Below are 26,009 nucleotides of genomic sequence, written 5' to 3'. Positions count from 1 at the left end.
GAGCGTGATGTGTCTGGATATTTCGCCCCTATTCCGGCATCACGTTCCATCCGTGCACCCTGAAACGACCCCTTAATGCGCGCACTGATCGTCGAGGACGAGCCTCAGCTGATGGCTTTCCTGTCCTCGCTCCTCACCAATGCCGGGCTGATCGCCGATCGCACGACCACGATCGATGCGGCGCTGGCGGCCCTGCGCTCGACTCCTTTCGACATCGTCATCGTCGACCGGCGCCTGCCCGATGGCGACGGGTTGTCGATCGTCAAGGCGCTGAGCAACTCCGATACGCGGCCTGCCTTCCTGATCTTGACCGCCCGCGACGCCAAGGCCGATGTGATCGAGGGCTTGAATGGCGGGGCGGACGACTATCTCGTGAAGCCCTTCGAGCCGGAGGAACTGCTGGCGCGCCTGCGCGTCATCATGCGCCGGCGCAATCCCAAGCGCTCGCTGGTGATCACCGCCGGCAACCTCTCGCTCGATCTCGAGGGGCGCTCTGCCTCCGTCGGCTCGGAACTGCTCGATCTGCGCCGGCGCGAGGCGCTGATCTTGGAAGCGCTGGTCCAGCGTGTCGGCCGCGTCGTCACGCGCGACGTCCTGATCGAGGCCGTCTACGGCTTCGACGACCAGATCGAGTCGAACACGCTGGAGGCGCAGATCTCGCGGCTGCGGCGCAAGCTCAAGGATGCCGGCGCACAGGTCGAGATCACCTCGCTGCGCGGCATCGGCTACATGCTGAGGGTGTCTGAAGCGGTGGCCTAGGTTCGTTCACCGTCTTTCCGGGGCAGGCCGGTAGGCCTGAGCCCGGAACCCATGAACACGATATGTCGGAACAGGACAAGCGACCCAGCCGTCGCCCGTTTCGGTGGCGTCGAGTTCATGGGTTCCGGGCTCTTCGCTTCGCGAAGCCCCGGAATGACACTCAACTCGGGCAAGAGTCTACCTTCAGCCACCGCCCTCGCTCGGCGGGAAGACGAGGCGCACCAGGGTGCCGCCGCCTGGCCTGCCGAGGATGGTGAGCGTCCCGCCATGCGCGGCCATGATGTCGCGCACGATCGTCAGGCCGAGCCCGGCTCCGGTGGAGTTTGGCGACATCCGGTTGAATGGCTCGGTCACCTGCGAGCGGTCGGAGGCTTCGATGCCGACCCCGTCATCGGCGATTTCAACCACGGCACCATCGATCACCTTGACCAGGATCGTCGATTTCGCCTGGGCATGACGCAGGGCATTGTCGACCAGATTGGCGATGGCCGCTCGAACCGTGGGCTCGTTGGCCTGGATCAGCGATCGGCGCTCGCCTTCCTCCTCCAGCGCGACATCGCCGCCATTGTTCAGGATCAAGGGCGCGAGATCGGCCAGCACCGCGCGGGCGAGCCCGTTGAGCTGCAGCGGCTCGAAGGGCAGCTCCGTGCTGTGCAGGCGGGCGAGCTGCAGCATCGACGAAACGATGGTGGTCAGCCGGCTGACATCGGTGGTGAGCGCGAGCCGCATCTGATCGTTCGGCAGCGCGTCGATCCGGCCGCGCATCACGGTCAGCGGGGTGCGCAGCTCATGCGCGACATTGTTCATGAAGCGCCGCTGCACCTCCATATTCTTGGCGATCTGGTCGAGCGCCGCGTTGAGCGCCGTGGTCAGCGGCATCAGCTCGATCGGGGTTTCCTCGGTCGGCAGCAGGCCGCGCGGCGCTCTCGGGTCGATCCGGGCAGCGGCCTCTGCGGCGCTGCGCAGCCGCTCGCCGATATAGGACACCGACATGGCGATCGCGCCTGCGATCAGCAGGCCGAAGACCACCGAGATCGCCAGCGCCGAGCCCGCGATGGCCCGCAAGTAGAAGCCGAGGATAAGATCCCAGCCCGGTCGGCCGCCGCCGGTCGCGACGATGAAGCGGTTGCCATCCTTCTCGATCACGTCGAAGGCGAGCGCATTGTCGCCGCCGACCCGCATCTGCGCAGCGATGGTCGGGCCGTCGAGCCGAATGTCGATCGGCAGGCCCGGCCGCAACTCTGGCGCATACTCGACGACGGAACGTCCATCCGAGACCAGGTACCAGAGCCCGGGGCTGGCGCGCTCGATCCGGGTCAGGTGCGCGGTCTTCTCGACCTGCAAAGTGTTGCCGGGCTGCTGGCGCACGCCTTGCCGGATGATCTGGGAGGTGACGTCGTTGCGCAAGGCGCCAGGATCCTCGGTGATCAGGGCAAACGCGATGACAGCGCCGATGAAGGCGGTGAACAGGACGATGCCGAGGAGCGACAGACGGAGGGTGAGGGCACGCGACAGCGAGGTCATGGCCGCTCACCGCTATCATACCGGGCTGCGCGGCGACCTTCTCGGGAGAGCAGGCCTGCCGTTTGCGATCGGCTGGAGATTGATGCGGCGTTGCGGGTCGTCACGGAACCTCGATCGGGGTATGGCTTGCGGAGCGGGGCGCTCGCCTCTTCCTGTCTCTGCATGGACCGTATTGCCATTGCCGTTCAACTCTCTCCCGGAGCTGCCGGCCTGATGTCCGCATTACGCGTCATCCGGAGTTGGCCTGGGCTGCGCTTCATGCTGGCCACGCTGCTGGCCTTGGTGCCGAGCCTCGTGCTCGCGCAGGGAACCGTCACCAAAGGGGATGTCCGGGCCGGCCAGCTGCCGACGACCCCGCGGCAGGATATCTTCGGGATCGTCGAGAGCGTCTTCGACACCGCTTCCAAGACGGTCAGCATCCCGATCGAACGCTCGCTCGCGCTCTTCGGCGAGCCGAACGCCTATATCGTCGGCGGCGAGCTCAGCGGCTCCTTCGTGCTCGGCGGCCGCCATGGCAGCGGCGAATTGCGCTTCTCCGACGGGATTCCGATGCCGGTGAGCTGGTCGGCGCTCTCGGTCGGCATCGGCCTCGGCGCCGATTACGGCCGAGTGATCATGCTGGTCTACGGGCTCGACCGCTACGAGGATGTGTTCGGCACCTATGCCAGCCTCGGCGGCAGCGCCCATTTTCTCGCCGGCGCCAACGCCACTATCCTCGCCTCCAGGCGCGCCCGCATCGTCCTGATCTCCTCCGGCCTCGGCCTGCGCCTTTCCGGCGATCTCAGCCGCATCGTCATCGAGCCGGCGGGCGTGCAGGAACAGCTGCGCCCGCCCGGCAGGATCTGCTCGACGCCGTCCGACTGCCCCCCGCCGGGTCGCTGACACGTCTCGGATAAACAGGGCTCCGATCCAAGAGCAGGATGCGAAAAAGTGGGAACCGGTTTTTCGCATGGATCCTGCTCTAACTCTTTGATGAGAGACGGATTCAGATTTCAGATGGAACCGCAAAGCGATTCCATCTGAAATCATCCGGCTCTAGCGGCGCCGGTCGAGTAGGTGACGCGCCGCGGTGTGCAGTTCGTTGAGCTGGCTCGAAATATCGAGCGCGATCAGGCCCATCTCGCGCTCATCCGCCGTTCGGCGGACGTAGAGCGGCTCCGACCAGAGGACACAGCCACGGCCGAAGGGCAGGGCGATGCTGGCCTTGTCCCAGTTGTCGAGTTCGACGCGCGCACTGGTCACCGCGGCGAAGAGATAGATCGGCCGGCCGGTGGCGCGCGCGAGCTGGACCGCGCCCTGGCCGGCGACGCGCGCGACCTTCGGAACATCGGCGGTGAGGAGGAGGCTGGTGCCGCCGCGCAGCGCCTCACGCATCTCGAAGAAAGCTGGAATGGCGCGCTTGGCCTGGATCTTCGTGCGGCTCTGCGTGCCCGAACCGCGGATGACGCGGAAGCCGGACCGCCCGACCACCGAGGCGACCACGGATCCGTCGAAATGCAGCGAGGCCAGGATCGCGACCTGCGCTGCGCCGTCCAGCGCCGCCAGGCTGAGCATCTGCTGGCCATGCCAGGTCAGGGCGATGAAAGGCTCGCTGCTGCGCTCCCACGGCCTGGCGCCCGGGATCGCCGGCTTGAAACGGGTCGTCCGCTGGACGAAGCCGAGATAGGCGTGCAAGGCGCGGCCGGCGATTGCCACGGATTGCCCATTGCCGAATCGCATGATCCGATCTCCACGGTGGCCCCGGCGGAGTGGTCGTTGCGTCGGCTTGCTCGAACATTGCGCGGCCGTTGGGCCGGCGCTTCAGCGCATCATGGACTTGACGATGCGGTCGGCGAACCATGCCGCTCCCGCGCAGCGTATTCCACCTATTCGCTCACTGCGCGATGACAGGCGCCTCCGGGCTGCTACGTTGTATCTGACAAGACACAGCGCAGATGCAGGCCGGCTTGCATGTCCGGCCGGGCGTCGCGCAGACACCTCCCACAGGAAGGAAGCCCTCATGTCTCATGCTCTCCAGTTCTATATCGACGGTGCCTGGGTCGACCCCGCCGCCGGGTTGAAGACCCTGGACGTGATCGATCCCTCGACCGAGGAGGCCTTCGCTCAGATCGCGCTCGGCAGCCAGGCGGATGTCGACAAGGCCGTTGCGGCCGCGCGCGCCGCCTTCCCGGCCTTCGCCGCAACCTCGAAGCAGGAGCGCCTGGCGCTGATGCGGCGCCTGCTCGAAGCCTACAAGGCGCGCCATGCCGATATCGCGGACGCGCTGTCGCAGGAGATGGGTGCGCCGAAGGAACTGGCCCATCGCGCTCAGGCCGGAATGGGCACCGCCCACCTCGCCAAGATGATCGAGACGCTGGAGAATTTCGAGTTCGAGGAGCTGCGCGGCACCACCCTGATCGCCAAGGAGCCGATCGGCGTCGTCGGCATGATCACGCCCTGGAACTGGCCGCTGAACCAGATCATGTGCAAGGTCGCGCCGGCGCTCGCCGCGGGCTGCACCATGGTGCTGAAGCCCTCCGAGATCGCCCCGATGAATGCGATCATCTTCGCCGAGGTGATGCACGAGGCCGGCGTGCCCAAGGGTGTGTTCAATCTCGTCAACGGCGACGGCCCGACGGTCGGCGAGGCGATCTCGCGCCATCCCGGCGTCGACATGGTCTCCTTCACCGGCTCGACCCGCGCAGGCATCCTCGTCGCCAAGGCGGCGGCCGACACCGTCAAGCGCGTGCATCAGGAGCTCGGCGGCAAGTCGGCCAACATCCTGCTCGACGATGTCGACCTGAAGCGGGCGGTCAAGCTCGGCGTCGAGAGCGTGATGCGCAACTCCGGCCAGTCCTGCAACGCGCCGACGCGGATGTTCGTGCCGGCTCAGCTGCACGAGGACGCGCTCGCCATCGCCAAGGCCACCGCCGAGCCGCTCAAGGTCGGCGCACCGTCGACGGAGAGCGTCTTCCTCGGTCCGGTCGTCAGCGAGACGCAATACGACAAGATCCAGCGCCTCATAGAGAGCGGCATCAAGGAGGGCGCGACCCTGGTCAGCGGCGGGCCGGGCCGTCCCGAGGACCTCAACCGCGGCTATTATGTCCGGCCGACGGTGTTTGGCGGCGTGACCGACGAGATGACGATTGCGCGGGAGGAAATCTTCGGCCCCGTGCTCTCGATCCTGCCCTATGAGAGCGAAGAGGAAGTGATCGCGCGGGCCAACGACACGCCCTACGGGCTCGCCTCCTACATCCAGTCCGGTTCGCTCGAGCGGGCGCGCAAGGTCGCGGCGCAGATGCGCTCCGGCAACGTCTACATCAACTACCCCGCCTGGGACGCCGGCGCTCCGTTCGGCGGCTACAAGCAGTCCGGCAACGGCCGCGAATATGCCGATTTCGGCCTCGAGGAGTTCCTCGAGATCAAGGGCACGGTCGGCTACGCCGCAGCCTGATCGAGGCTCACGACGAATAGCCAAGGACCGCCGAGCCCTGCTCGGCGGTCTTTGTGCGTCAGGGCGACCTGGATGTGCCGAGCTGTCGGTGATGGCTGCCGGAGAGTCGGCAAAGCGCGGGGAGTGGCCTTGTCGAATCAGCGGCCCGGCATGGCGCGCATCTTCACGCCCTGCGCTGGTGCACCGGGTCTTCCGAAAATGTCGGGGAAAATGGTGGGCGGCACAGGGATCGAACCTGTGACCCCTCCCGTGTGAAGGGAGTGCTCTACCGCTGAGCTAGCCGCCCGGACCGCGCTGTTCCTAGTGGGGTGCGCTCGCGCCGTCAAGAATGCGCTGCGAGCGCCGGCTCGCCGCCGGTCAGCCGGCGCACTGCCTTCGGCAGCTCGCTGAAATGCTGGATCACCAGATCAGGCGCGAGGGCCTCCACTGGCGCGTCGGTATAGCCGAAGGGGACGCAGATCACCGGAATTCCCGCTGCGCGCGCCGTGTTCACATCGGTGCGCGAGTCGCCGATCATGACGGCGCGCGCCGGATCTGCACCGGCCTGCGCGATCGTCTGCGTCAGGTGACGCGGGTCGGGTTTGCAGAAGGGAAAGCTGTCCCGTCCGGCAATGGCGGCGAAGCGCCCGCTCAGCCCGAAATGATCGAGGAAGAGCCTGGTGTGCCGGATCGGCTTGTTGGTGCAGACGGCGAAGACGAAACCGTCGGCGGCGAGATCGTCGAGCGCCTCGACGACACCCTCATGGATGAAACTGTTGCCGGCGACGCCGTCCGCATAGATGCCGAGGAAGCTCTCGAACAACTGCTCCAGCCGGTCCGCTTCGAGCGGCCGGCCGCTGACCTTGAAGCCGCGCTCGATCAGCGCCCGTGCGCCGGCGCCGACCAGTTCGCGCGCCCGTTCGATCGGCAGCGCCGGCAGCCCTTCCTGCTCGAGGATGACGTTGAGCGTGCGCATGATGTCAGGAGCGGTCTCGGCGAGGGTGCCGTCGAGATCGAAGACGACGATCGGTGGCAGGGACATGGGCGATCCTGTGACGTGACCCCCGCATAAAAGCTGGGAGGCGCAGCTTGGCAAGGGCGCTTCGGCAACAGCGGCTTCATCTCGTCGTGACCTCGCCGCAATCGCGATGATACGGCTCGGCCGGCATGGTAGGGTGCGGACGAATCGTCGAAAGGGGTCGTAGGGTGCCGAAATTGTCGAGCTGTTTCAGAAGCTCTTCTGGCCGTTCCCTGGCCCGGGCGCTGGGCGTCGGCCTGTTCGTCCTGCCGGCTTTCGGGGCGGCGCTCGCCGCTCCGTTCGAGTTCGCACCGGCGCCGCAGACCGACCTCAACCGCGTCTATCGCATCGACAAGGCGACCGGCGAGGTCGGCGCCTGCCAGTTCCAGCTCAAGGAGGGCGGCGTCGGCGTCACCGTCTGCTTTCCGGCGGGCGAGGGCGCCGGTCCGCAGGCTCCGAGCGACTATGTGCTCGTTCCCTCGCGCCATGAGCGCGAGGGCGGCATCTTCCGCGCCAATGTCCGCACCGGAGAGCTCAGCGTCTGCTACGTCTTCGACGATAAGGTCGTCTGCACGCCGATGGCGAAATAGCCGCTGCGGCCAGGCCGGTGGCCGAACGGTAACCGCAATCTGCGCACCACGTGCATGCGGCGTTTTGCTATCGGCAAGCGCTCGCCGCGCATGCTAGAGCCCGGGCAACCCGTTCATGACGCCGGAGGCTCGCATGCTCACGCTCAAGGATCCCTCGCTGCTGCGCACGCAGTGCCATGTCGACGGCGCCTGGATCGGCGAGGGCGTCGATGTGGTCGACAACCCGGCGACGGGCGAGCTGCTGGCCAAGGTGCCGCGCTTCGGCACGGATGAGACCACCGCCGCGGTCGAGGCTGCCTCGCGCGCCTTCAAGCCCTGGGCGAAGAAGTCCGCCAAGGAGCGCTCGGTCATCCTGCGCAAATGGTTCGATCTGATCATGGCGAACCAGGAGGACCTGGCGCAGATCATGACGGCCGAGCAGGGCAAGCCGCTCAGCGAAGCCCGCGGCGAGGTCGCCTATGCCGCTTCCTTCGTCGAGTTCTACGCTGAGGAAGCCAAGCGCATCTATGGCGAGACCATTCCCTCGCCCTTCCCGAATTCGCGCATCATCGTCGCAAAGCAGCCGGTCGGCGTCTGCGCCGCGATCACGCCCTGGAACTTCCCGGCGGCGATGATCACCCGCAAATGCGCGCCCGGCCTGGCGGCGGGCTGCACCTTCGTGGTCAAGCCGGCGCCGGATACCCCGCTGACCGCGCTGGCGCTGGTCGCGCTCGCCGAGCAGGCCGGCTTCCCCAAGGGCGTGATCAACATCGTCACCGGCGACGCGGTCGCGATCGGCGGCGTGATGACCAGCCATCCGGCGGTGCGCTTCATCGGCTTCACCGGCTCGACCCCGGTCGGCAAGCTCCTGATGCAGCAGGCGGCCACGACGGTGAAGAAGGTCGGGCTCGAGCTCGGCGGCAACGCGCCGTTCATCGTCTTCGACGATGCCGATCTCGACAAGGCGGTCGAGGGCGCGATCATCGCCAAGTTCCGCAACATGGGACAGACCTGCGTCTGCACCAACCGGCTCTTCGTCCAGGACGGCATCCATGACGACTTCGTCGCCAAATTCGCCGGCGAGGTCGCGAAGATGAAGGTCGGCAACGGCGTCGAGGTCGGCGTCGTGCAAGGCCCCTTGATCAACGAGCGCGCGGTCGAGAAGGTCGAGCGCCATGTCGCCGACGCGGTCGCAGGCGGCGCCAAGGTGATGGTCGGCGGCAAGCGCCATGCGCTCGGCCGCACCTTCTACGAGCCGACCGTGATCTCCGGCGTTACCACCAAGATGCTGGTCACCCGTGAGGAGACCTTCGGACCGATCGCGCCGGTCTATCGCTTCGAGAGCGAGGACGAGGTCGTGGCGATGGCCAACGATACGCCCTTCGGTCTCGCCGCCTATTTCTACACCAGGGATCTCGGCCGCGCCTTCCGCGTCGCCGAGGAGCTGGAATACGGCATGGTCGGCGTCAACTCGGCCATCCTCGGCACCGAGGTCGCGCCCTTCGGCGGCGTCAAGGAGTCCGGCCTTGGCCGCGAGGGCTCGCTCCACGGCATCGAGGAGTTCGTCGAGATCAAGTACATGCTGATGGGTGGGCTCGGCGCGTGAGCGAAGATCTGAAGAAGGCCGCCGCGCTGGCGGCGCTGGAACTGGTGCGGCCGGGCATGCGGCTCGGTCTCGGCACCGGCTCGACCGCGAAGCTCTTCGTCGATGGCCTCGGGGCCAAGGTCGCCGCCGGCCTCGAGGTGCTGTGTGTCGCGACCTCAGAGGCAACGCAGGCGCAGGCGCTTGGTCTCGGTATCCCGATGTCGACGCTCGACGAGACGCCCGAGCTCGACCTCACCATCGACGGCGCCGACGAGCTCGACAGCGCCTTGCGCCTGATCAAGGGCGGCGGTGCCGCGCATCTGCGCGAGAAGATAGTCGCCGCCGCCTCGAAGCGCATGATCGTCATCGCCGATACCGGCAAGCAGGTCGAGACGCTCGGGCGCTTCCCGCTGCCGATCGAGGTCGTGCCCTTCGGGCTCGAGGCGACGCGCCGCGCGGTTGCTGCAGCGATTGCTTCGGCTGGTGCACATGGCGAACTCGTTCTGCGCAGGCGTGCCGATGGCGGCGTGCTGCTGACCGATGGCGGCCACTACATCCTCGATGCGCATCTTGGCCGGATCGAACTGCCCGAGGTGCTGGGCTTGGCGCTCAACCAGGTTCCCGGCGTGGTCGAGCATGGCCTGTTCCTTGATCTGGCGACGGCGGCCTTTCTTGCCGGAGCCGACGGGGTGCGTGTCCTCGGCGATCCCGCTGCCGAGCGCGGCTGACGGGCGTGGTTCGGCCGCAAAAGTGGTTTCCACTTTGGCTGGACATGTTCTAAGAGCGGCCGGCGGCTGCGTCCCGTCAGGGTCGTTGCCGCGTCAAGAGAATGAAATCGCTGCATCCGGGCGATCGACGAAGGGGTAACCGCATGATCCGTCACAGCCTGGCAGGCGCGCTTTTTTCGCTGGCGTTGTTCATGGTGCCCGCGCTCGCGCAGCAGGCACCGACGCCGGAGCACCTCAAGGCCGCCCGCGAGGTCGTGATCTCCTCCGGCTTGTCGCAATCCTTCGACTCGATCTATGCCGAATTCACCGCCGGTGTCCGGCAGAACATCGGCTCGACCCGGCCCGAGCTGAAGAAGGACATGGACGAGGTCCTGACCGCGCTCAAGGCCGAGGCGGATCAACGTCGCGACGAGATCGTCGATTCCTCGGCCCGGGTCTTTGCCAGCAAGATGACGGAGGCCGACCTCAAGGACGTCGCAGCCTTCTTCAACTCACCGGTCGGCCAGCGCTACAACTCCTATCGTCCGCAGGCGATCGACGAGATCTTCGCGCTGCTGCAGCCCTGGAGCGTAGCGACCAGCAACCGGCTTTTCGACCTCTTCCAGGCCGAGATGCGCAAGCGCGGCCACCAGCTCTGAGCTGAAGTCCCTTCTTCCCTCCCCCTTGCGGGAGAAGGTGGCCCGAAGGGCCGGATGAGGGGTCGCTCAGGTCTTGAAAGGTCCAGGAAATGAGGGGCTGAGCCAGCGGCCAGCGTTGCGCGACCCCTCACCCTAACCCTCTCCCGCAGGGGGAGAGGGGATATCGCGTACGCGCCACTATCACGGCGCCTCAGTTCACCGGCCCGCCTCTGCCAAGGTCTTCCACCGTCGGGTCGCTCGGCTGCACGCCGGTGGCGCGGTTGACCATCACGGTGACGAGCCAGAGCACGACGCCGATCCCGATCAGGATGCCGGCGATCTTGTACTGGACCGGGTCGCGCCCGGTCCAGGGACCGGCAAAGAAGGCGCAGAAGATCGCCCCGGCGATTGGCAGGATCGTCGGCGTGCGGAAATGCTCGTGCTCGACGGTGTCCTTGCGCAGCATCAGCACGGCGATGTTGACGATGGTGAAGACGCAGAGCAGCAGCAGCGCTGTCGTGCCGCCCAGTGCCGGCACCTCGCCGACGAAGGTGATCAGAGCGAAGGCGAGCAGCGTGGTGAAGCCGATCGCGACATAGGGACTGCGGCGCGTCGGATGGACCTTGCCGAGCGCCGGCGGCAGCACATGCTCGCGGCTCATGCCGTAGACCAGCCGGCTCGCCATCAGCATGTTGATCAGCGCGCTGTTGGCGACGGCGAACATGGTGATGAAGCCGAAGATCCAGATCGGGAAGTTCGGCGCGCCGGCCGCGACCACCTTGAGCAGCGGCGTCTCGCCTTCGCCGAGGGCTTCCGGCGTCACCAGTGTGATCGCCGAGACAGAGACCAGCACATAGATCGTGCCGGTGATGACGAGGCCGGCGAGCAGGATCTTCGGGAAGATCCGCGTCGGGTCCTTGGTCTCCTCGGCCATGTTGACCGAGTCCTCGAAGCCGACCATGGCGAAGAAGGCGAGGGTGGTTGCGGCGATCACCGGCCAGAACATGCCGCCATCGGCAGCCGGCTTGAACTGGGTGATGCGCGAGACGTCGCCCTGGCCGGCGGCGATCGCCCACAGGCCGATGAAGATCACGATCAGGAGGCCGGTCAGCTCGACGCAGGTCAGCACGACGTTCGCCTTCACGCTCTCGCCGACGCCGCGGAAATTGACCGCGGCGACGAGCGCCATGAAGCCGAGCCCGATCAAAGTGATGCCCATGCCGCCGGAGAGGTTCAGCCCGAAGGCGCTCGACATGTTGGCGGCGAAGGCGCGCGAGGCGGTCGAGGCCGAGGTGATGCCCGAGCACATCACCGCGAAGGCGACGATGAAGGTGATGAAATGGATGCCGAAGGCTTTGTGCGTATAGAGCGCGGCGCCGGCGGCACGCGGATACTTGGTGACCAGTTCGAGATAGCTGAACGCCGTGATCATCGCGACGACGAAGGCGACCAGGAAGGGCAGCCAGACGACCCCGCCGACCTGCTTCGCCACCTGGCCGGTGAGCGCGTAGATGCCGGTGCCGAGAATGTCGCCGACGATGAAGAGCAGCAGCAGCCATGGGCCCATCACGCGATGGAGGCTCGGCTCGGCGCTTGGGGCTTGCGTTACGGCTGCTTGGGCCAGCGTTGTCTCGCTCATGGTTCATCCTCGCTAGACGGGCCGGAAGCGGCCGGTGAAGGGGAGAACCACAGTCACGCCATATCTGTTCAAGCGCAACCGGGGCGTGCCGCCCCGGTCGCACGTCGCGTGCAAACCGGACATCGGCCAGCCTACGTCCCGGACTGAATCAGTCGAAAGCGGCCAAAAGCCGACAAACCCGATGCCCTGCTACTGGTAACGGGAGTGCTAACGTTGCGAATTTCCATGACTAGCAGGGTTGGACTGTTTCGAGCGCAGCGGCACACTCGCTATACTGGTGCCGCCGTGAATTTGAATGTGGGCTACCGGAGGACGTATGATTTCTGAGCAAACCTCGGCCGACCGTAGCGGGGCCATATTTCGTCCAGTGACCGCCGCTGATCTCGATTTGATTTGCCGTCATCGTCACGAGATGTTCAAGGCGTCAGGCCGTACTGACGCGATCGTACAGCCATCGACGGATGCTTTTAAGGAATGGTTGAAGCCGCGCCTTGATGATGGCTCGTACTTCGGCTGGTTTGCGCTAGTCGATGGGATCGAAGTGGCCGGACTAGGAATGATGGTGATCGACTGGCCTCCTCACCCATCTCACCCTCTGCAAGCCCGTCGCGGCTACATCCTAAACGTGTTTGTTGAGCCGTTCTGCCGCGGACAAGGTTTCGCACGTGCGTTAATGGAAATCGCTGTCGAGGAAGCGAAGCGGCGCAGCCTTCAGTACCTCATCCTGCATGCAACCGCGATGGCAACGCCCATGTATGAGAAACTTGGATGGAACCGGACGTCCGAGATGTCGATAACGCTACCCGTTCACCCTTGAGGATGCGCGTTGATCCTCCATGTCGCGAGGCTCAGCAGCCCAGGTCGCGTCATTTGCCGCACCCGCACTGAGGTGTCGCTATTGGAGCGAAGCCGATAGGGCCAAGATTTATGAATACGCGCCCTAGTCTTCAGCCGCTTTGAACTTGTTCAGCCCGTTCATCACGAAGGGCGCGACCAGCGCGATGAAGGCGATGCCGAGCAATGTCGCCGAGATCGGATTTTCCAGCAGGATCATCGGATCGCCGAGGCTGATCTGCAAGGCGCGGCGCAACTGCGCCTCCGCCATCGGCCCGAGAATCAGCCCGACCACCATCGGCGCGACCGGATAATCATAGCGCCGCATCAGATAGCCGAGATAGCCGAAGCCGAAGAGCATGCCGAGCTCGACCGGCGAGGGGTTGACCGCAAGCGTGCCCATGGTCGCGAACACCAGGATACCGGCATAGAGCCAAGGCTGCGGGATCGCCAGCAGCCGCACCCAGAGCCCGATCAGCGGCAGGTTCAGGATCACCAGCATGACGTTGGCGATGAACAGCGAGGCGATCAGGCCCCAGACCAGGTCCGGCTTCTCGGCAAAAAGCAGCGGGCCGGGATTGAGCCCGTATTGCTGGAAGCCGGCGAGCATGATCGCCGCCGTCGCCGAGGTCGGCAGGCCGAGCGTCAGCAGCGGCACCAGCGTGCCGGCGGCCGAGGCATTGTTGGCGGCCTCCGGCCCGGCGACGCCCTCGATCGCGCCCTTGCCGAACTCCTCCGGATATTTGCAGAGCTTCTTCTCGGTCGAGTAGCTCAGGAAGGTCGGCACCTCGGCGCCACCCGCGGGGAGTGCGCCGATCGGGAAGCCGAAGGCGGTGCCGCGCAGCCAGGGCGCCCAGGAGCGCTTCCAGTCCTGCTTGTTCATCCAGAGCGAGCCCTTGATCGGGATGATCTCCTCCGGCTCGCGCCAGCGCTTCGAGGCGACATAGAGCGCCTCGCCGACGGCGAACAGGCCGACCGCCAGTGTCGTCACCTCGACGCCGTTGAGCAGTTCGGGCACGCCGAAGGTCAGGCGCGCCTGGCCGGTCAATTTGTCGATGCCGATCAGGCCGAGCAGCATGCCGAGAAACAGGCTGGTCAGGCCGCGCAGAGGCGAATCGCCGAAGGTCGCCGACACCGTGACGAAGGCGACGATCATCAGCGCGAAATAGTCCCAGGGGCCGAACTTGACCGCCAGCTCGACCAGCCAGGGCGCCAGGAAGGCGAGGCCGATCGTCGCGATCAGGCCGGCGACGAAGGAGCCGATCGCCGCCGTCGCCAGCGCCGGGCCGCCGCGGCCGGCCTTGGCCATCTTCGAGCCTTCGAGCGCGGTCGCTAGAGAAGCACTCTCGCCTGGCGCATTGAGCAGGATCGCGGTGGTCGAGCCGCCATACATGCCGCCATAATAGATGCCGGCGAACATGATCAGCGAGCCGGCCGGATCGAGCTTGAAGGTCACCGGCAGCAGGAGCGCCACGGTGAGCGCCGGGCCGATGCCCGGCAGCACGCCGACGGCGGTGCCGAGGAAGACGCCGATCAGGCAGAACAGCAGCTTGGAGGGCTCGAGGGCGACTGAGAAGCCGTTGGCGAGCGAGAGCAGGGTTTCCATGGTGCGTGTTCCTTCAGCTCAGCAGCGCTTCGAGCGGCCCGGCCGGCAATGACAGGGTCAGGAGCTTGAGGAAGACCACATAGATGATGGCGCCGAGCACCGCCCCGATGACGATGTCGACGATGAGCGCGTCCCGCCCAAACCCGCGCGCCGTGCAGGCGAAGATGATCGCGGTGGCGATGATGAAGCCGCCGCCGAGCGCGATGCAGGCGACGAGGCCGACCAGGCCGCCGATGATCCAGAGCAGAGCCTTGCCGTCGGCCTCCTCCGGCTTCGGCAATCCGTCCTTGAAGGCGACGATGAAGTGCGCCAGCCCGAGCACGGTGAGCCCGATGCAGACGACATAGGGCATCGCGGTCGGCCCGACGCCGTAGTTCGAGGTGATCGTCTGGCGCGAGGCATCGAAGGCGACGATCGCGGCGGCCGCCAGGAGCAGGAGCCCGACCACAAGGGCAGGGCGGTCGTAGGAGCGGGACATGGGCGCGACCGTCTGTCTGGAGCGTAAGGTGACGAAGGGCGGGCGGCCTCGCGGCTGCCCGCCCTCGATTGAGGTCTCGGAGGGGCCTTACTTCACCAGGCCGACATCCTTCATGACCTTCTCGACGCGGACGGTCTCGTTCTTCAGGAACGCATCGAACTCGGCGCTGCCGAGATAGGCGTCGTCCCAGCCGCGGGCCTTGAGGATCTCGGCCCATTCCTTCGACTTGGCCAGCTTGTCGATCGCGCCGGAGAGCTCGGTCTTCTGGGCGTCGCTGAGGCCCGGAGGGGCCACGACCGAACGCCAGTTCAGCAACTCGACGTTGACGCCGCCTTCCTTCAGGGTCGGGGCGTCCGGAGCATTGGCGAGGCGCTTGCTGGCGCTGACGCCGACGACGCGCAGCTTGCCCGCCTTGATCTGGCCCTCGAACTCGCCATAGCCCGAGATGCCGGCGGTGACGCGGCCGCCGAGCATCGCCGCGAGCGCTTCGCCGCCGCCCGAGAACGGGATGTAGTTGATCTTCTTCGCATCGCCGCCGGCGGCTTCCGCAAATAGCGCCGCGAGGATGTGGTCGGCGCCGCCGGCCGAGCCGCCGGCCCAGGTCACCTTGGCCGGGTCGGCCTTGACGCGGTCGGCGAGATCCTTGGCGTTCTTGATCGGCGAGTCCGTCGGCACGACGATGACCAGCGCCTCGGCGGTCAGCCGCGCGATCGGCGTGGTCTGCGTCAGGTTCACCGGCGACTTGTTGAGCAGGATCGCGCCGACCATGACGAAGCCGTTGACCATCAGCTGGCTGCCATCGCCCTTGGCGTTGATCAGCTGGGCGAGGCCGATGGTGCCGCCGGCGCCGGTGACGTTGGTCACCTGCACGCTCTTGGCGATGCCGGCAGCGGTCAGCGCCTGCTGCATCGACCGGGCCGTGCCGTCCCAGCCGCCGCCCGGCGCGGCGGGAGCCATGATCTTCAATTCCATCTGGGCGAAGGCGGCCGTGGTGAGGCCCGCGAGAGCGACGGCGGCCACGGCCCCGCGCTTGATGAAGGACGTCAGCATAGTTACCTCCCAGTGGCACGTTTTGACGCACCGATTGTCGACGCTCGCCTGTGGCACTGCATCGGACCGCGGATCAATTGCGCCTGATTGCATAATCACAAGTCAAGATGTTTCGCCTGAGAGGCCTGCGAGCGCACGAAAATTCGACGAGTAACCGCGATAGAGGTCGCCAAAGGTCGTAAATCTCGGGCGCCCTTTTCGCACGGCTCGTTCCCAGCGTCGTCGCAAAGCGGTGACCACATCTGCGGAACATGCTCTAGGCGCGGCATGCCCCATCGCGTAAGCCCCAGCGCATGAGTCAGACCTCTCCATCAGCCCATTCAGATGCTTCGCCGTCACGTGCAGGAGAGTCGGCGGCAAGCCGAAGCCTTCGCGTCGCGGGTAGTGTTCGCGTCGCGGGTAGTGTTTGTCTCGTGTTGATGCCGCTCGCCATGTGGCTGGCGAACCGCTCCGCGCCGCTGATGCTCGGCCTCGCCGCGGCGGCCTTCCTTGGTGCAGCGCTGCTCTCGGAGCCGGTCAGTGCGAGCATCGCGCGCCTGCGTCGGCTGCTGACGGCGCCGGTGGCGCTTGCGATCGCCACCTTCCTCGCCTGGGCGCTGATCTCGATAGGCTGGAGCCACAAGCCGTCAGCGTCCCTGCTGGCCTGGGGAGAACTGGTCCTGCCGATCGTGTTCGCCTTGGTGATCGCTGCGTCCGGCCAATGGCGGCCGATGCCATTGCTGGTGCGCGCGCTCGCCTTGACGATCATCGCCGCGGCCGTGCTGGTGATGATCGAACTTGCCTCGGGGATGTCGCAGCGCGCCGCGCTCGGCACCGGCAAGATGATGAGCTTCGTCTTCAACCGCCCGGCGATTGTCCTCCTGCTGCTGGCTGTGCCGACTGTCCATGCGCTCTGGTCGCGGCCGGCAGGATGGCTCGATCGCGCTCTTTCCGCCTTGCTGGCGGCTGTCGTCATCGTCTTCGTCTTCCGCTCCGAGAGCGAGGCCGCCAAGCTCGGATCTCTGGTGTTGGTCCTCAGCTGGGCCTTCGCAGCCATCGCGCCGCGTGTCGCGCTCGCGGTGACCGCGCTCGCCTTCGTCCTGACCATGGCGATCGCCCCGCTGCTTGGTCCTACGGCCGAAAAGCTGTTGCCGTCCTTCGTGCTCAATCGCCTCGACGTCATGAGCGCGCAGGCGCGGATCGACATCTGGGACAGCTTCGGCGAGGTCGTCCGGGCGCGGCCGCTTGCCGGGGCCGGATTCGGGACCTCGGCGACCATGCACCAGCATCCGGTAGCGGCGGAGGTCTCGGCTGAGCGTAGGACGCTGCTGGGAGTCGGCCATCCCCATGACATGCCGCTGCAGGCCTGGGCCGAGACCGGCGCCATCGGCGCCGGCCTGCTGACGCTCGGCGGCCTTCTGCTGTTCGCCCGGTTGCGGCGCCTGCCGGCGGCGGAGCTGGCGCCGCGCCTTGCCCTGTTCGCGGCGGCCTTCTCGATCGCAACGGTCGGACACGGGGCCTGGCAAGGTTGGTGGATCGCCGGGCTCGGCGCCGCCATTCTCTGGTTCGTTATGGATGCCGCGCCGCGGCAGGGAGACGCTCATGGCTGAGTTCGACGTCGATCTCTTCGTCATCGGCGCGGGATCGGGCGGCACCCGCGCCGCCCGCATCGCGGCCGGCCACGGCGCCCGCGTGATGATCGCCGAGGAGGACCGCATCGGCGGCACCTGCGTCATCCGCGGCTGCGTGCCGAAGAAGCTTTTCGTTTACGCTAGCCGCTTTGCCGACGAGTTCGAGGATGCCGCCGGCTTCGGCTGGAAGGTCGGCAAGCCGGAGTTCGACTGGCCGACGCTGCGCGATGCCGTCGCCAATGAGGTGACGCGGCTCTCCGGGCTCTATCGCAAGGGGCTCGACGCCGCGATGGTCGAGATCCGCGAGGAGCGCGCCATCGTCGAAGGGCCGCATGCGATCCGGCTCCAGAAGAGCGGCGAGGTGGTCAGCGCCCGTCACATCCTGGTCGCCACCGGCGGTCATCCTGCCTTCGACCCGCCGATCCCGGGCGGCGAGCTTGGCATCTCCTCCAACGAAGTCTTCCATCTGCCGAGCCTGCCCAGGCGCATGCTGGTGGTCGGCGGCGGCTATATCGCGCTCGAATTCGCCAGCGTCTTCGCGCGGCTTGGCGTCTCGGTCACGCTGCTGCATCGCGGCGACAATGTCCTGCGCGGCTTCGACGAGGATCTGCGCTCGCGTCTTCGCGATGCACTCGGCCATGCCGGCATCACCTTGCGCCTCGGCTGCACCATCGACCGGATCGAGTTGCTGCCGGACGGCTCGCGCCGGGCCCGTTGCGCCCATGGCGCACCGATCGATGCCGATGTCGTGCTCGTCGCGACCGGGCGCCGCCCCAATACGGCCGGCCTCGGGCTCGAGGCTGCCGGTGTGAACCTCGGGCCTCGCGGCCAGGTTCTGGTCGATGCCGCCTCGCTCTCCAATGTCCCGTCGATCGCCGCGGTTGGCGACGTCACCGACCGCATCAACCTGACCCCGGTCGCGATCCGCGAGGGCCACGCCTTCGCCGACTCGACCTTCGGCAACAAGCCCTGGACAGTCGACCACACCCTCGTCGCCTCGGCTGTCTTTACGACGCCGGAGCTTGGCTCGGTCGGCCTCACCGAGCAGCAGGCGCTTGCGGCGGGCCGTCAGCTGCGCATCTTCGAGACCGGTTTCCGGCCGATGAAGGCGACGATCTCGGGCCGGGACGAGCGCATCTACATGAAGCTCGTTGTGGATGCTGAGACCGACCGGGTCATCGGCGTCCATATCCTCGGCCACGATGCCGGCGAGATCATCCAGTCGGTCGCCATCGCCGTCACCATGGGCGCGACCAAGGCCGATTTCGACCGGACCATCGCCCTGCATCCGAGCGCGGCCGAGGAACTCGTCACCATGCGAACGCCGCGCAAGAGCGCGCTGTAGCTCCGCAATCTTGTCAGTTGACCGGGAAGGTCGCGAGCTGGGTTGCAAGGACGAACTGGGCGAAGGTCGCCATGTAGCCGCGGTCGACGACACAGCCGGGCTGTCCCGGCTGTGGCGAGCATGGCGGCGGCATGTAGCGCTCGTTGATCGCCTGTACGCCGAGAAAGGCCTCGCCTTTCGCCACGATCGTCTCGAACGCATGGACGGTGTGCGGTGGCGGAGCACCAGGCAGCATGTAGCCGCGCGGCATCATCACGCCTTTGCGATAGACGACGAATGCGACGCCTCGCTGCGCGGGATCCTGCGGCGCCATCGGATTGAACGGGACCAGCATGACGCCGTTGCTGGTTTCGTTGCGCATCATGGGCCCTGTCGTCGTCAGATGCTGGTCGCCGAAGGAGCCGAACTGCGGGACGAAATAGCGCCCCGCGAATTGCTGCTCGAACTGCGTCGAGACAGTGTTCACGTCCCACGGTGTCGCGACCCGGCGTCCCTGGACGAACTGGCGGAAGATCTGGTCAGCCGAAGTGAACTCGCAATAGCCGTTCTGCTGCTGGAGCGTCACATTCTCCGGCGTGGCGAAGGTCGCGCCGCTGGCCGGATCGCGCCAGATATCGAAGGTGAACGCGTCGATCTGGGCGCGCGGGAGCGTGGAGACATTGACGATGTGGGCGATGCGCGGCTGGTCATCGGCCGAGGCCGCGACATCGGTGAAGCTGGCGCGGCGGACACGCCCGAAACTCAGCTCTCCGCAGGTGATCGACTGGCGCGGGCCCGTCGCAGGGGCCTGCAGGGCATAGAAGGCCTGTTGGTAGGAGAACTGTACCGTGACCGGCTCGGTCGACGCCAGCAGCGCCGGCAGCAGCGTGGTAGGCCAGGCCCAGCTCACTGGCGCGAGGCCTTGCCGCATGCCGCCGCCGACGACGCCGATGACCTGGCCGCTCTGGTCGATGACCGGCCCCCCCGACATGCCGGGCTGGAAATGGCTCGAAAACCGCAGGACGCGCTCGTAGATCGAAACGGTCGAGGTGGACATCGACTGCGCCGTGGCCGGATCGAGCATTTCGACGATGGTCGACGTGCCGTCGGGCGGCTTCAGGGTTCCGAGCGCCAGCGCCGAATCCCAGTCCTGCATCGAGGCCTGGTCAAGCGCATAGCCGACTGCTGCCAACGGCTTGCCCGGGCTGGGCACCTGCCCGACTTGCAACGGCGTTTGCGCAGACGTGCCCGCGATGCGCATCAGGGCGAGATCGCGCTTGGCCAGAGTCCGCTCGAGCGAGAGCGCGCGCGTCGGCTTGTTTGGTTCCTGCTCGAACCAGGCCGTGACGTTGCTGCAGTTGGCAACGACATGCAGCGCGGTGACGAGGGTGCCGGTGCTGCCGAACAGGAAGCCGGTGCCGGTCCGGTCCGGCACGCTGCCATTGTTATGCCGACAGCCCAGCGAGGTGATCTTCACCACGGCCTGTGCGGCTCCCACCCTGGCCTGCGTCGGAACTGCCTGCGCCATGGCTGCTTGCGTGGAAGCAGCCAGGATGGCGGCCAAGGATAGCGCGAGAAGCGGGCTCGGGCGGCTCATTGGGCGTCGACCCTGCACAGATAGAATGGCGCCGCTGCGAGCATGAGCATTTTGCGCTCTTCCGTCGGCAGATTCTCGATGCGCGCGGCAAATTCGGCAGCGGTGCCTACTTGTCTTTTCATTGCATCCAGCCGCGCCGGGCCGGTCACCTGCCGAAGTTGGTTGCAGTCCGAATTCGACAAGGTGGAATAGAAGCCCGGACTCATGTTTTTCACGATGGGCGAGTCCGAAGGGGTGCTGCCGGCTGGTGCAAGCCCGTAGCGCAGCAGCTTGACGGTGTCGCGCGCGCCCTGCGGCAGCTCCTCGACACTGACGGCCTCACGAATTTGATCTGCCAGGGATGGGGCGAACCATTGATGCGTCCGTGCCATGAGCCCGGTGACGGCGCCTGCGAGCATGCCGCAGGCGAACGCGCCGATCCGGAACAGGCTTGCGATCCTGAGCCGGTTCCCGGCCTGCTCGCTGAGCCCGAGGAATGTGGCGAGCAGCGCCACGAGTCCGGTCATGACACCCGCGACCAGCGGAGTCGTGCTGCTTCCGAGCAGGAGGCCCAGCAGCCCGCCAAGGGCCGATCCGGCGAATATATTGGCAGAAAGCCGCGAAACGGCATGGGACACCATGCTTCATGCTCCTTGCAGCTTCAAGTTGTAGGCGAGCTAAAATCCTTTATGACGTTAGGTCAAGGGGCGTTCATCGAAGATTCTCGACTGCAGGCGCCGACTTGGCCCAGCGCCCTCTATGGAACCCGGCGAAGAGATCAATGATGTCCTCAAAACCGGTGCCATGACAGCCGCGCCATGGCTCAGGAGCCGAACTCCGAGCGGCGGCTGTCATGGATCAGGCTTGCATCGTTGAGCCCGACATCGCGCGCCATGTGAGGAGTCAGTCCCTCCTGGTCGAGCCGGTCGTTGAGCGCGACCAGACGATTGCGCTGGAATCGACGGATGCGAGCCAGTGCCGTTTTCAGTATTGGCATAAGGCTGACATATCTATTGCTTGTGCAGATTTCGGCCGACATGATGCGGCTCCCGAGCGATTTGGTTGTGCATCAGGGATGCCGATGAGCCGGGCTGCAGACAAACTGGATTTCGCGCCTCTTATATAAGGCCAGCTGATGAGTAACCTGGCGACAGGCCTGCCACCGCTGAGCGCGGTCCGCGCCTTCGAGGCCGCGGCGCGCCATGGCAGCTTCACGCGCGCTGCCGCCGAGCTCGGCATGACGCAGGCGGCGGTCAGCTATCAGATCAAGCTGCTGGAGGAGCGGCTCGGCCTGCCGCTGTTCCAGCGCCTGTCGCGCCGTGTCGCGTTAACCGAGGCGGGCGAGCGCCTGGCATCGTCGGTGATGGATTCCTTCGACGGGCTGCGTGCAGCCTTCGCCGCGGTGACCGAGACGGCCGAGGGCGTGCTCTCGATCCAGGCGCTGCCGACCATCGCCTCGAACTGGCTGGTGCCTCGCCTTGGCCTGTTCCAGTGCGAGAACCCAGGGCTGGCAGTGCGGATGGTCACGCAGGTCGGGCTGAGCGAACCGCAGGTCGACGATTGCGATGTCGCGATCCGTCGCGGCACCGGCCAATGGCCGGGGCTGGAGGCGCACTGGCTGATGAAGAGCGAGTTCACCCCGCTCTGCGGGCCGAACCTGTTCCGCGATCTCGGCCGCCCGCCGCAGCCCTCTGATCTGCTGCGGGTGAAGCGGATCGGCAAGACCGAGGCCTGGGACCGCTGGTTCACTGCTGCCGGGGTCAATTCCGAAGCCACGACCGGCGAGCCGCCGTTCGATCTCAGCGTGCAGCAGCTCGAAGTCACGGCCGCGCTCGCCAGCAATGGCGCGGCCATGAGTTCGCCCGTCTTCTTCCGGAACGAGCTCTGCGCCGGGCTGTTGATCCAGCCCTTCGAGCTGATGCTCGCCGGCGGCTACGACTACTGGCTGACCTACCCGTCGCGGCGGCGGACCGCGCGCAAGATCAGCCTGTTCCGCGATTGGCTGCTGCAGCAGGCGAGCGAACCGGTGGCTATTTCGTCAGCCCCTTCTTCGCCAGCCAGTCCTGGATCAGTTGCGCGACAGAAAGATTATTCTTGTCCAGCATGATCATGTGCGAATTGCCCTTGATGCCGACGGCGGGCAGGTTGACGACGTCGACCGAGCCGCCGGCGGCGCTGATCTTGTCGCCGAAATCGGTCGCGGTCTTGCGGATCGTCGGCCAGCGCGCGTCCTGCTCGATATAGTCGCCGAACACCATCAGCACGGGGATGTCCTTCAGCGCCGCCGCTTTGGCCGGGTCGCCGATACCGGCTGGCTCGACCGCGATCAGCGCCTTGACCTTGTCGGGCCGTGCCTGCGCCACCTTGAAGCCGAACTGGCCGGACTGGCTGTGGAAGGCGATCACGCAGGGGCAGACCTTATCGACCTCGGCGATGTAGGCGTCGATGATCATCTGGTCGGTTGAGGTCCAGCGCGGCACGATCTGCTTGACGAAATTGTCGTAGCCCTCGGCCGGGAACTGACTGCCCGGCAGGTATTTGCGCTTCGACGGATCGCCGTCGTAACCGCCGCTTGCGCCGATGCGGAAGCGCTCGAACGGGTTCGCCGTGGTCAGGAAGACCGGCTCGCCGGGGATCACGTCGGGATACATCGCCCAGCCCGAGCGCCCGCGCTCGACCGCGTCGGAATTGTAGATCGACCAGCCCTTGCGCAGGAAGAATTCGAGCCAGCCCTGGCGCCCGTCCGGCGTCGTCTCGTAGTTGACGCCGGTCATGCCGCCGCCATGCCAGAGCAGGAGCGGGACGGAGCCGCGCTCGTTCTGGGGCAGGAAGTACTGCACATACATCTGCCCGGTCTGGTAGGTCCCGTTCGGATCGACGCGGGCAGGGGTACCGCCAGGCGTGAACACCACGTCCTTCACCGGCCGGCCCGATATCTCGACCAGCTTGCCGCCGACATGGAAGGAGCCCATCCCGCGCAGGGAGATCGGCTCCTGCGCCTGCTGGGCCTGCGCCGTACCGAGGCCGCAGGCCAGGCCGATAGCGGCCGCCAGAACGTGACGTCTCATGGTTCCTCCCGTCGCCGCGACCGGCGTTCTTGGTTGCGTGGCCATCTTCGGCCGCGCCGCGCGAGGGAGACAATGGCCTTTGCGGGCAGGTGTGAAATGCAAATGCCGGAGCGCTTGATGCAGGCGGTGCATCAATGGGCGGAGGTTCGCAAGTTGCAGGACGAGGGTTTCACTTCTATTTTCTAGAAGAGGCGGAGGCGGTTCTAGAATGGAGCGGGCGGTACGCCCCGGGGCATGAGATGGGCCTGAGCATCAAGAACGACACTGTCGAGGCGCTGGCGCGCGAGCTCGCCCGCCGGCATGGCACGGGCGTGACCGAGATCATCCACCGCGCGCTGAAGGAAAAGGCGGAGCGGGACGCTGCGGAGCCGACGCTGTGGGAGAAGCTCCGGCCACTCCACGAGAAGCTGCGGGCCTTGCCGGACAAGGGGCCGATGCCCGACAGGGATTTCTATGACGAGCTGAGCGGCGAACGGCGGTGATCGTCCTCGATGCGTCCGCGATCGTCTCCATCATGCTGGAGGAGGCCGACGCTTCGATGCTGTCGGAGCGGCTCGACGCGCATAAGACGATGCGCTTCGCCTCGGCCGTGACGATCTGGGAAGCTGCTTGCGCGGTCGCACGGAGAAAGGCGGTGGCGAGAACGAGGGGTCTGGCTCTCGTTCAGGAGTTCGTGCAGACGGCCGGCATCGAGCCTGTCGCGCCTGATATGGGGATCACCGCTCTCGCGATAGAGGCCGCCGACCGCTACGGTATCGGTCCTGGCTATCCCGGCATCCTCAACCTCGGCGACTGCTTCTCCTATGCGACGGCGAAGCATCTCGGTGCCGGCCTGCTGTTCAGGGGCGACGACTTTGGCCGAACCGACATCACGCCGGCCTGACGGCGAGCCGGCTCCCGCCTGTTTCGCATGATTCAAAATCTGAGCCGGCTGAATCCGCGCCGCAGCAGCTTGAATCGATGTGGCAAAGCCCGGAATCGATCTGGCAGCGGATCGCGCCAACCACCTGGCGGGATTCGCTCTTTCGCGCTGAGGCCGGCAGCTCTTGCCGTAGCGGTGGCCAGCGGCCACTTGCGGGTGTATAGGCCGCCCTTCGCGCCAAGATGAGGTTAACGCGCGATACGTGAAACCAGGAGCAGTACCCATGTCCGAGCGGTGGACGCCCGATAGCTGGAGGGCAAAGCCCGTCCAGCAGATGCCGGAATACCCGGATCAGGCAGCCTTGAAGGCGGTCGAGCAGCAGCTCGCCGGCTTTCCGCCGCTGGTTTTTGCGGGCGAGGCGCGCAAGCTCAAACGGGCGTTGAGCAAGGTCGCGGCCGGTGAGGCCTTCCTCCTCCAGGGCGGCGACTGCGCTGAAAGCTTCGCGGAGCACTCGGCCGACAACATCCGCGATTTCTTCCGGCTGTTCCTGCAGATGGCGGTGGTGCTGACCTTCGCCGGCGGCTCGCCGGTGGTGAAGGTCGGGCGTATCGCCGGCCAGTTCGCCAAGCCGCGCTCGACCCCGACCGAGACGATCGGTGGTGTCGAGCTGCCGAGCTACAAGGGCGACATCATCAACGACAACGAGTTCACGGCCGAGTCCCGGATTCCGGACCCGCGCCGCCAGCTCGAGGCCTACAGGCAGTCGGCGGCAACGCTGAACCTGCTCCGTGCCTTCGCGACCGGCGGCTATGCCAATCTCGACCAGGCGCATCGCTGGATGCTCGGCTTCGTCAAGGATTCGCCGGCCTCGCATCGCTACCAGGAGGTGGCCGAGCGCATCACCGAGGCGCTCGACTTCATGCGCGCCATCGGCATCGATCCCGAGACGCATCCCGAGATGCGGACCACGGATTTCTACACCAGCCATGAGGCGCTGCTGCTCGGCTACGAGCAGGCGATGACGCGCACTGATTCAACCAGCGGCGAGTGGTACGACACCTCTGGCCACATGGTCTGGATCGGTGATCGCACCCGCCAGCTCGACCATGCCCATGTCGAGTTCTTCCGCGGCATCAAGAACCCGATCGGCCTGAAATGCGGCCCCTCGACCACGGTCGATGGCTTGCTCAAGCTGATTGACGCGCTCGACCCGCAGAACCAGGCTGGCCGTCTGACGCTGATCGGCCGCTTCGGCGCCGATAAGGTCTTCGACCACCTGCCGGCGCTGGTGCGCGCCACCAAGCGCGAAGGGCGCAATGTCGTCTGGTCTTGCGATCCGATGCACGGCAACACCGTCAAGGCTGCGAGCGGCTACAAGACAAGGCCGTTCGACCTGATCCTGACCGAGGTGAAGAACTTCTTCGCCGTCCATCAGGCGGAAGGGACGCATGCCGGCGGCCTGCATCTCGAAATGACCGGCAAGAACGTCACCGAATGCACCGGTGGCGCTCGCGGCATGACCGATGCGGACCTCAACGACCGCTACCACACGGTCTGTGATCCGCGCCTCAACGCCGAGCAGGCGCTGGAGCTCGCCTTCCTCGTTGCCGAGCTGGTCAAGCGCGAACGCGCCGGGCGGGCGCGGCCTGAGATCGAAGCGGCCGAGTGACATGACGAGATGACGGGTCGCTTCATCGGTCCGTCATCTTGACCGCCTAGCCCGCGCTTCTCATGGTCTAGCCATAAGAAG

The 26,009-nt window shown here is 66.3% G+C and carries 25 protein-coding genes and 1 tRNA gene; 14 read left to right on the top strand and 12 right to left on the bottom strand.

Translation table 11 applies throughout. The annotated features are described in order from the left end of the window. Positions 1–75 precede the first annotated feature (75 nt). Positions 76–759, top strand: a complete 684-nt coding sequence (locus ACSQ24_RS16450) for a response regulator transcription factor (protein WP_436095712.1) — start codon at positions 76–78, stop codon at positions 757–759. 183 nt (positions 760–942) lie between these two features. On the opposite strand, the gene ACSQ24_RS16445 is transcribed toward ACSQ24_RS16450, so the two are convergent. Beyond that, entirely contained in the window at positions 943–2,283 is a 1,341-nt protein-coding gene (locus ACSQ24_RS16445; RefSeq protein ID WP_436095711.1) for a sensor histidine kinase, read from the bottom strand. A gap of 213 nt (positions 2,284–2,496) precedes the next feature. Between ACSQ24_RS16445 and ACSQ24_RS16440 the strand changes: the two genes are divergently transcribed. Then, positions 2,497–3,165: an EipA family protein gene (locus ACSQ24_RS16440; protein ID WP_436095710.1), complete on the top strand. Its 669-nt coding sequence runs from the start codon at positions 2,497–2,499 to the stop codon at positions 3,163–3,165. 153 nt (positions 3,166–3,318) lie between these two features. On the opposite strand, the gene ACSQ24_RS16435 is transcribed toward ACSQ24_RS16440, so the two are convergent. Continuing rightward, positions 3,319–4,002, bottom strand: a complete 684-nt coding sequence (locus ACSQ24_RS16435) for a lysophospholipid acyltransferase family protein (RefSeq protein ID WP_436095709.1) — start codon at positions 4,000–4,002, stop codon at positions 3,319–3,321. Between the two features lie 280 nt (positions 4,003–4,282). Here ACSQ24_RS16435 and ACSQ24_RS16430 point away from each other — a divergent pair, with 280 nt between their 5' ends. Then, complete coding sequence (locus tag ACSQ24_RS16430) at positions 4,283–5,716, top strand: aldehyde dehydrogenase family protein (protein WP_436095708.1); 1,434 nt, start codon at positions 4,283–4,285, stop codon at positions 5,714–5,716. Positions 5,717–5,927: 211 nt separating this feature from the next. Here ACSQ24_RS16430 and ACSQ24_RS16425 read toward each other — a convergent pair. Both ACSQ24_RS16425 and ACSQ24_RS16420 read right to left on the bottom strand, forming a co-directional pair. Continuing rightward, positions 5,928–6,002 (bottom strand) — tRNA-Val (locus tag ACSQ24_RS16425). Positions 6,003–6,038: 36 nt separating this feature from the next. Then, positions 6,039–6,737, bottom strand: coding sequence for an HAD family hydrolase (locus ACSQ24_RS16420; protein WP_436095707.1), 699 nt, complete (start codon positions 6,735–6,737; stop codon positions 6,039–6,041). 164 nt (positions 6,738–6,901) lie between these two features. Between ACSQ24_RS16420 and ACSQ24_RS16415 the strand changes: the two genes are divergently transcribed. From ACSQ24_RS16415 to ACSQ24_RS16400, 4 genes are all read left to right on the top strand, one after another. Further along, positions 6,902–7,303: a hypothetical protein gene (locus ACSQ24_RS16415; RefSeq protein ID WP_436095706.1), complete on the top strand. Its 402-nt coding sequence runs from the start codon at positions 6,902–6,904 to the stop codon at positions 7,301–7,303. A gap of 133 nt (positions 7,304–7,436) precedes the next feature. Beyond that, the gene (locus ACSQ24_RS16410) at positions 7,437–8,888 is read left to right on the top strand and encodes an NAD-dependent succinate-semialdehyde dehydrogenase (protein ID WP_436095705.1); all 1,452 of its coding nucleotides are present in this window, start codon (positions 7,437–7,439) and stop codon (positions 8,886–8,888) included. Beyond that, positions 8,885–9,595, top strand: coding sequence for a ribose-5-phosphate isomerase RpiA (gene rpiA / locus ACSQ24_RS16405; protein ID WP_436095704.1), 711 nt, complete (start codon positions 8,885–8,887; stop codon positions 9,593–9,595). Before ACSQ24_RS16410 ends, rpiA begins: the two co-directional genes overlap by 4 nt. A gap of 143 nt (positions 9,596–9,738) precedes the next feature. Further along, the gene (locus tag ACSQ24_RS16400) at positions 9,739–10,233 is read left to right on the top strand and encodes a DUF2059 domain-containing protein (RefSeq protein WP_436095703.1); all 495 of its coding nucleotides are present in this window, start codon (positions 9,739–9,741) and stop codon (positions 10,231–10,233) included. Positions 10,234–10,423: 190 nt separating this feature from the next. Here ACSQ24_RS16400 and ACSQ24_RS16395 read toward each other — a convergent pair whose 3' ends face one another. Then, positions 10,424–11,851 carry an APC family permease gene (locus tag ACSQ24_RS16395; RefSeq protein ID WP_436095702.1) on the bottom strand — a complete coding sequence of 476 codons (1,428 nt, stop codon included), beginning with the start codon at positions 11,849–11,851 and terminating at the stop codon, positions 10,424–10,426. 316 nt (positions 11,852–12,167) lie between these two features. Between ACSQ24_RS16395 and ACSQ24_RS16390 the strand changes: the two genes are divergently transcribed. Further along, entirely contained in the window at positions 12,168–12,668 is a 501-nt protein-coding gene (locus tag ACSQ24_RS16390; RefSeq protein ID WP_436095701.1) for an N-acetyltransferase family protein, read from the top strand. 123 nt (positions 12,669–12,791) lie between these two features. Here the strand turns inward: ACSQ24_RS16390 and ACSQ24_RS16385 are convergent, their stop codons facing one another. The 3 genes from ACSQ24_RS16385 to ACSQ24_RS16375 form a co-directional block, all read right to left on the bottom strand. Beyond that, entirely contained in the window at positions 12,792–14,291 is a 1,500-nt protein-coding gene (locus ACSQ24_RS16385; RefSeq protein WP_436095700.1) for a tripartite tricarboxylate transporter permease, read from the bottom strand. Between the two features lie 13 nt (positions 14,292–14,304). After that, entirely contained in the window at positions 14,305–14,769 is a 465-nt protein-coding gene (locus tag ACSQ24_RS16380; RefSeq protein WP_436095699.1) for a tripartite tricarboxylate transporter TctB family protein, read from the bottom strand. A gap of 87 nt (positions 14,770–14,856) precedes the next feature. Further along, positions 14,857–15,819 (bottom strand): Bug family tripartite tricarboxylate transporter substrate binding protein, encoded by a 963-nt coding sequence (locus ACSQ24_RS16375; protein WP_436095698.1) that lies wholly within the window; start codon positions 15,817–15,819, stop codon positions 14,857–14,859. Positions 15,820–16,238: 419 nt separating this feature from the next. Between ACSQ24_RS16375 and ACSQ24_RS16370 the strand changes: the two genes are divergently transcribed. After that, positions 16,239–17,408 carry an O-antigen ligase family protein gene (locus tag ACSQ24_RS16370; RefSeq protein ID WP_436097907.1) on the top strand — a complete coding sequence of 390 codons (1,170 nt, stop codon included), beginning with the start codon at positions 16,239–16,241 and terminating at the stop codon, positions 17,406–17,408. Further along, positions 17,401–18,774: a glutathione-disulfide reductase gene (gene gor, locus ACSQ24_RS16365; RefSeq protein ID WP_436095697.1), complete on the top strand. Its 1,374-nt coding sequence runs from the start codon at positions 17,401–17,403 to the stop codon at positions 18,772–18,774. The genes ACSQ24_RS16370 and gor overlap by 8 nt, the downstream gene beginning before the upstream one ends. Positions 18,775–18,787: 13 nt before the next feature. On the opposite strand, the gene ACSQ24_RS16360 is transcribed toward gor, so the two are convergent. The 3 genes from ACSQ24_RS16360 to ACSQ24_RS16350 all read right to left on the bottom strand — a co-directional run bounded on the left by ACSQ24_RS16360 (position 18,788) and on the right by ACSQ24_RS16350 (position 21,368). Beyond that, positions 18,788–20,281, bottom strand: a complete 1,494-nt coding sequence (locus tag ACSQ24_RS16360) for a S1 family peptidase (RefSeq protein WP_436095696.1) — start codon at positions 20,279–20,281, stop codon at positions 18,788–18,790. 65 nt (positions 20,282–20,346) lie between these two features. Continuing rightward, positions 20,347–20,970, bottom strand: a complete 624-nt coding sequence (locus tag ACSQ24_RS16355; protein WP_436095695.1) for a hypothetical protein — start codon at positions 20,968–20,970, stop codon at positions 20,347–20,349. A 182-nt stretch (positions 20,971–21,152) separates the two neighbouring features. Further along, positions 21,153–21,368, bottom strand: coding sequence for a hypothetical protein (locus ACSQ24_RS16350; protein ID WP_436095694.1), 216 nt, complete (start codon positions 21,366–21,368; stop codon positions 21,153–21,155). Between the two features lie 96 nt (positions 21,369–21,464). Between ACSQ24_RS16350 and ACSQ24_RS16345 the strand changes: the two genes are divergently transcribed. Next, a complete protein-coding gene (locus ACSQ24_RS16345) occupies positions 21,465–22,436 on the top strand; it encodes a LysR family transcriptional regulator (protein WP_436095693.1) in 972 nt (323 codons plus the stop codon). Here the strand turns inward: ACSQ24_RS16345 and ACSQ24_RS16340 are convergent. Next, a complete protein-coding gene (locus ACSQ24_RS16340; protein ID WP_436095692.1) occupies positions 22,360–23,397 on the bottom strand; it encodes an esterase in 1,038 nt (345 codons plus the stop codon). The two genes, ACSQ24_RS16345 and ACSQ24_RS16340, sit on opposite strands and share 77 nt — an antisense overlap. A 239-nt stretch (positions 23,398–23,636) precedes the next feature. On the opposite strand from ACSQ24_RS16340, the gene ACSQ24_RS16335 reads away from it, so the two are divergent. The 3 genes from ACSQ24_RS16335 to ACSQ24_RS16325 all read left to right on the top strand — a co-directional run bounded on the left by ACSQ24_RS16335 (position 23,637) and on the right by ACSQ24_RS16325 (position 25,928). Next, positions 23,637–23,879: a type II toxin-antitoxin system VapB family antitoxin gene (locus tag ACSQ24_RS16335; protein WP_436095691.1), complete on the top strand. Its 243-nt coding sequence runs from the start codon at positions 23,637–23,639 to the stop codon at positions 23,877–23,879. Next, positions 23,876–24,280 carry a type II toxin-antitoxin system VapC family toxin gene (locus ACSQ24_RS16330; RefSeq protein ID WP_436095690.1) on the top strand — a complete coding sequence of 135 codons (405 nt, stop codon included), beginning with the start codon at positions 23,876–23,878 and terminating at the stop codon, positions 24,278–24,280. The genes ACSQ24_RS16335 and ACSQ24_RS16330 overlap by 4 nt, the downstream gene beginning before the upstream one ends. A 262-nt stretch (positions 24,281–24,542) precedes the next feature. Further along, positions 24,543–25,928, top strand: a complete 1,386-nt coding sequence (locus ACSQ24_RS16325; protein WP_436095689.1) for a class II 3-deoxy-7-phosphoheptulonate synthase — start codon at positions 24,543–24,545, stop codon at positions 25,926–25,928. Positions 25,929–26,009 lie beyond the last annotated feature (81 nt).

This window comes from Allobosea sp. LjRoot237, assembly GCF_964253285.1.
Lineage (GTDB): Bacteria > Pseudomonadota > Alphaproteobacteria > Rhizobiales > Beijerinckiaceae > Allobosea.
Note: the sequence above shows the minus strand (reverse complement) of the source record. Positions and strands in the feature narration are given on the sequence as shown.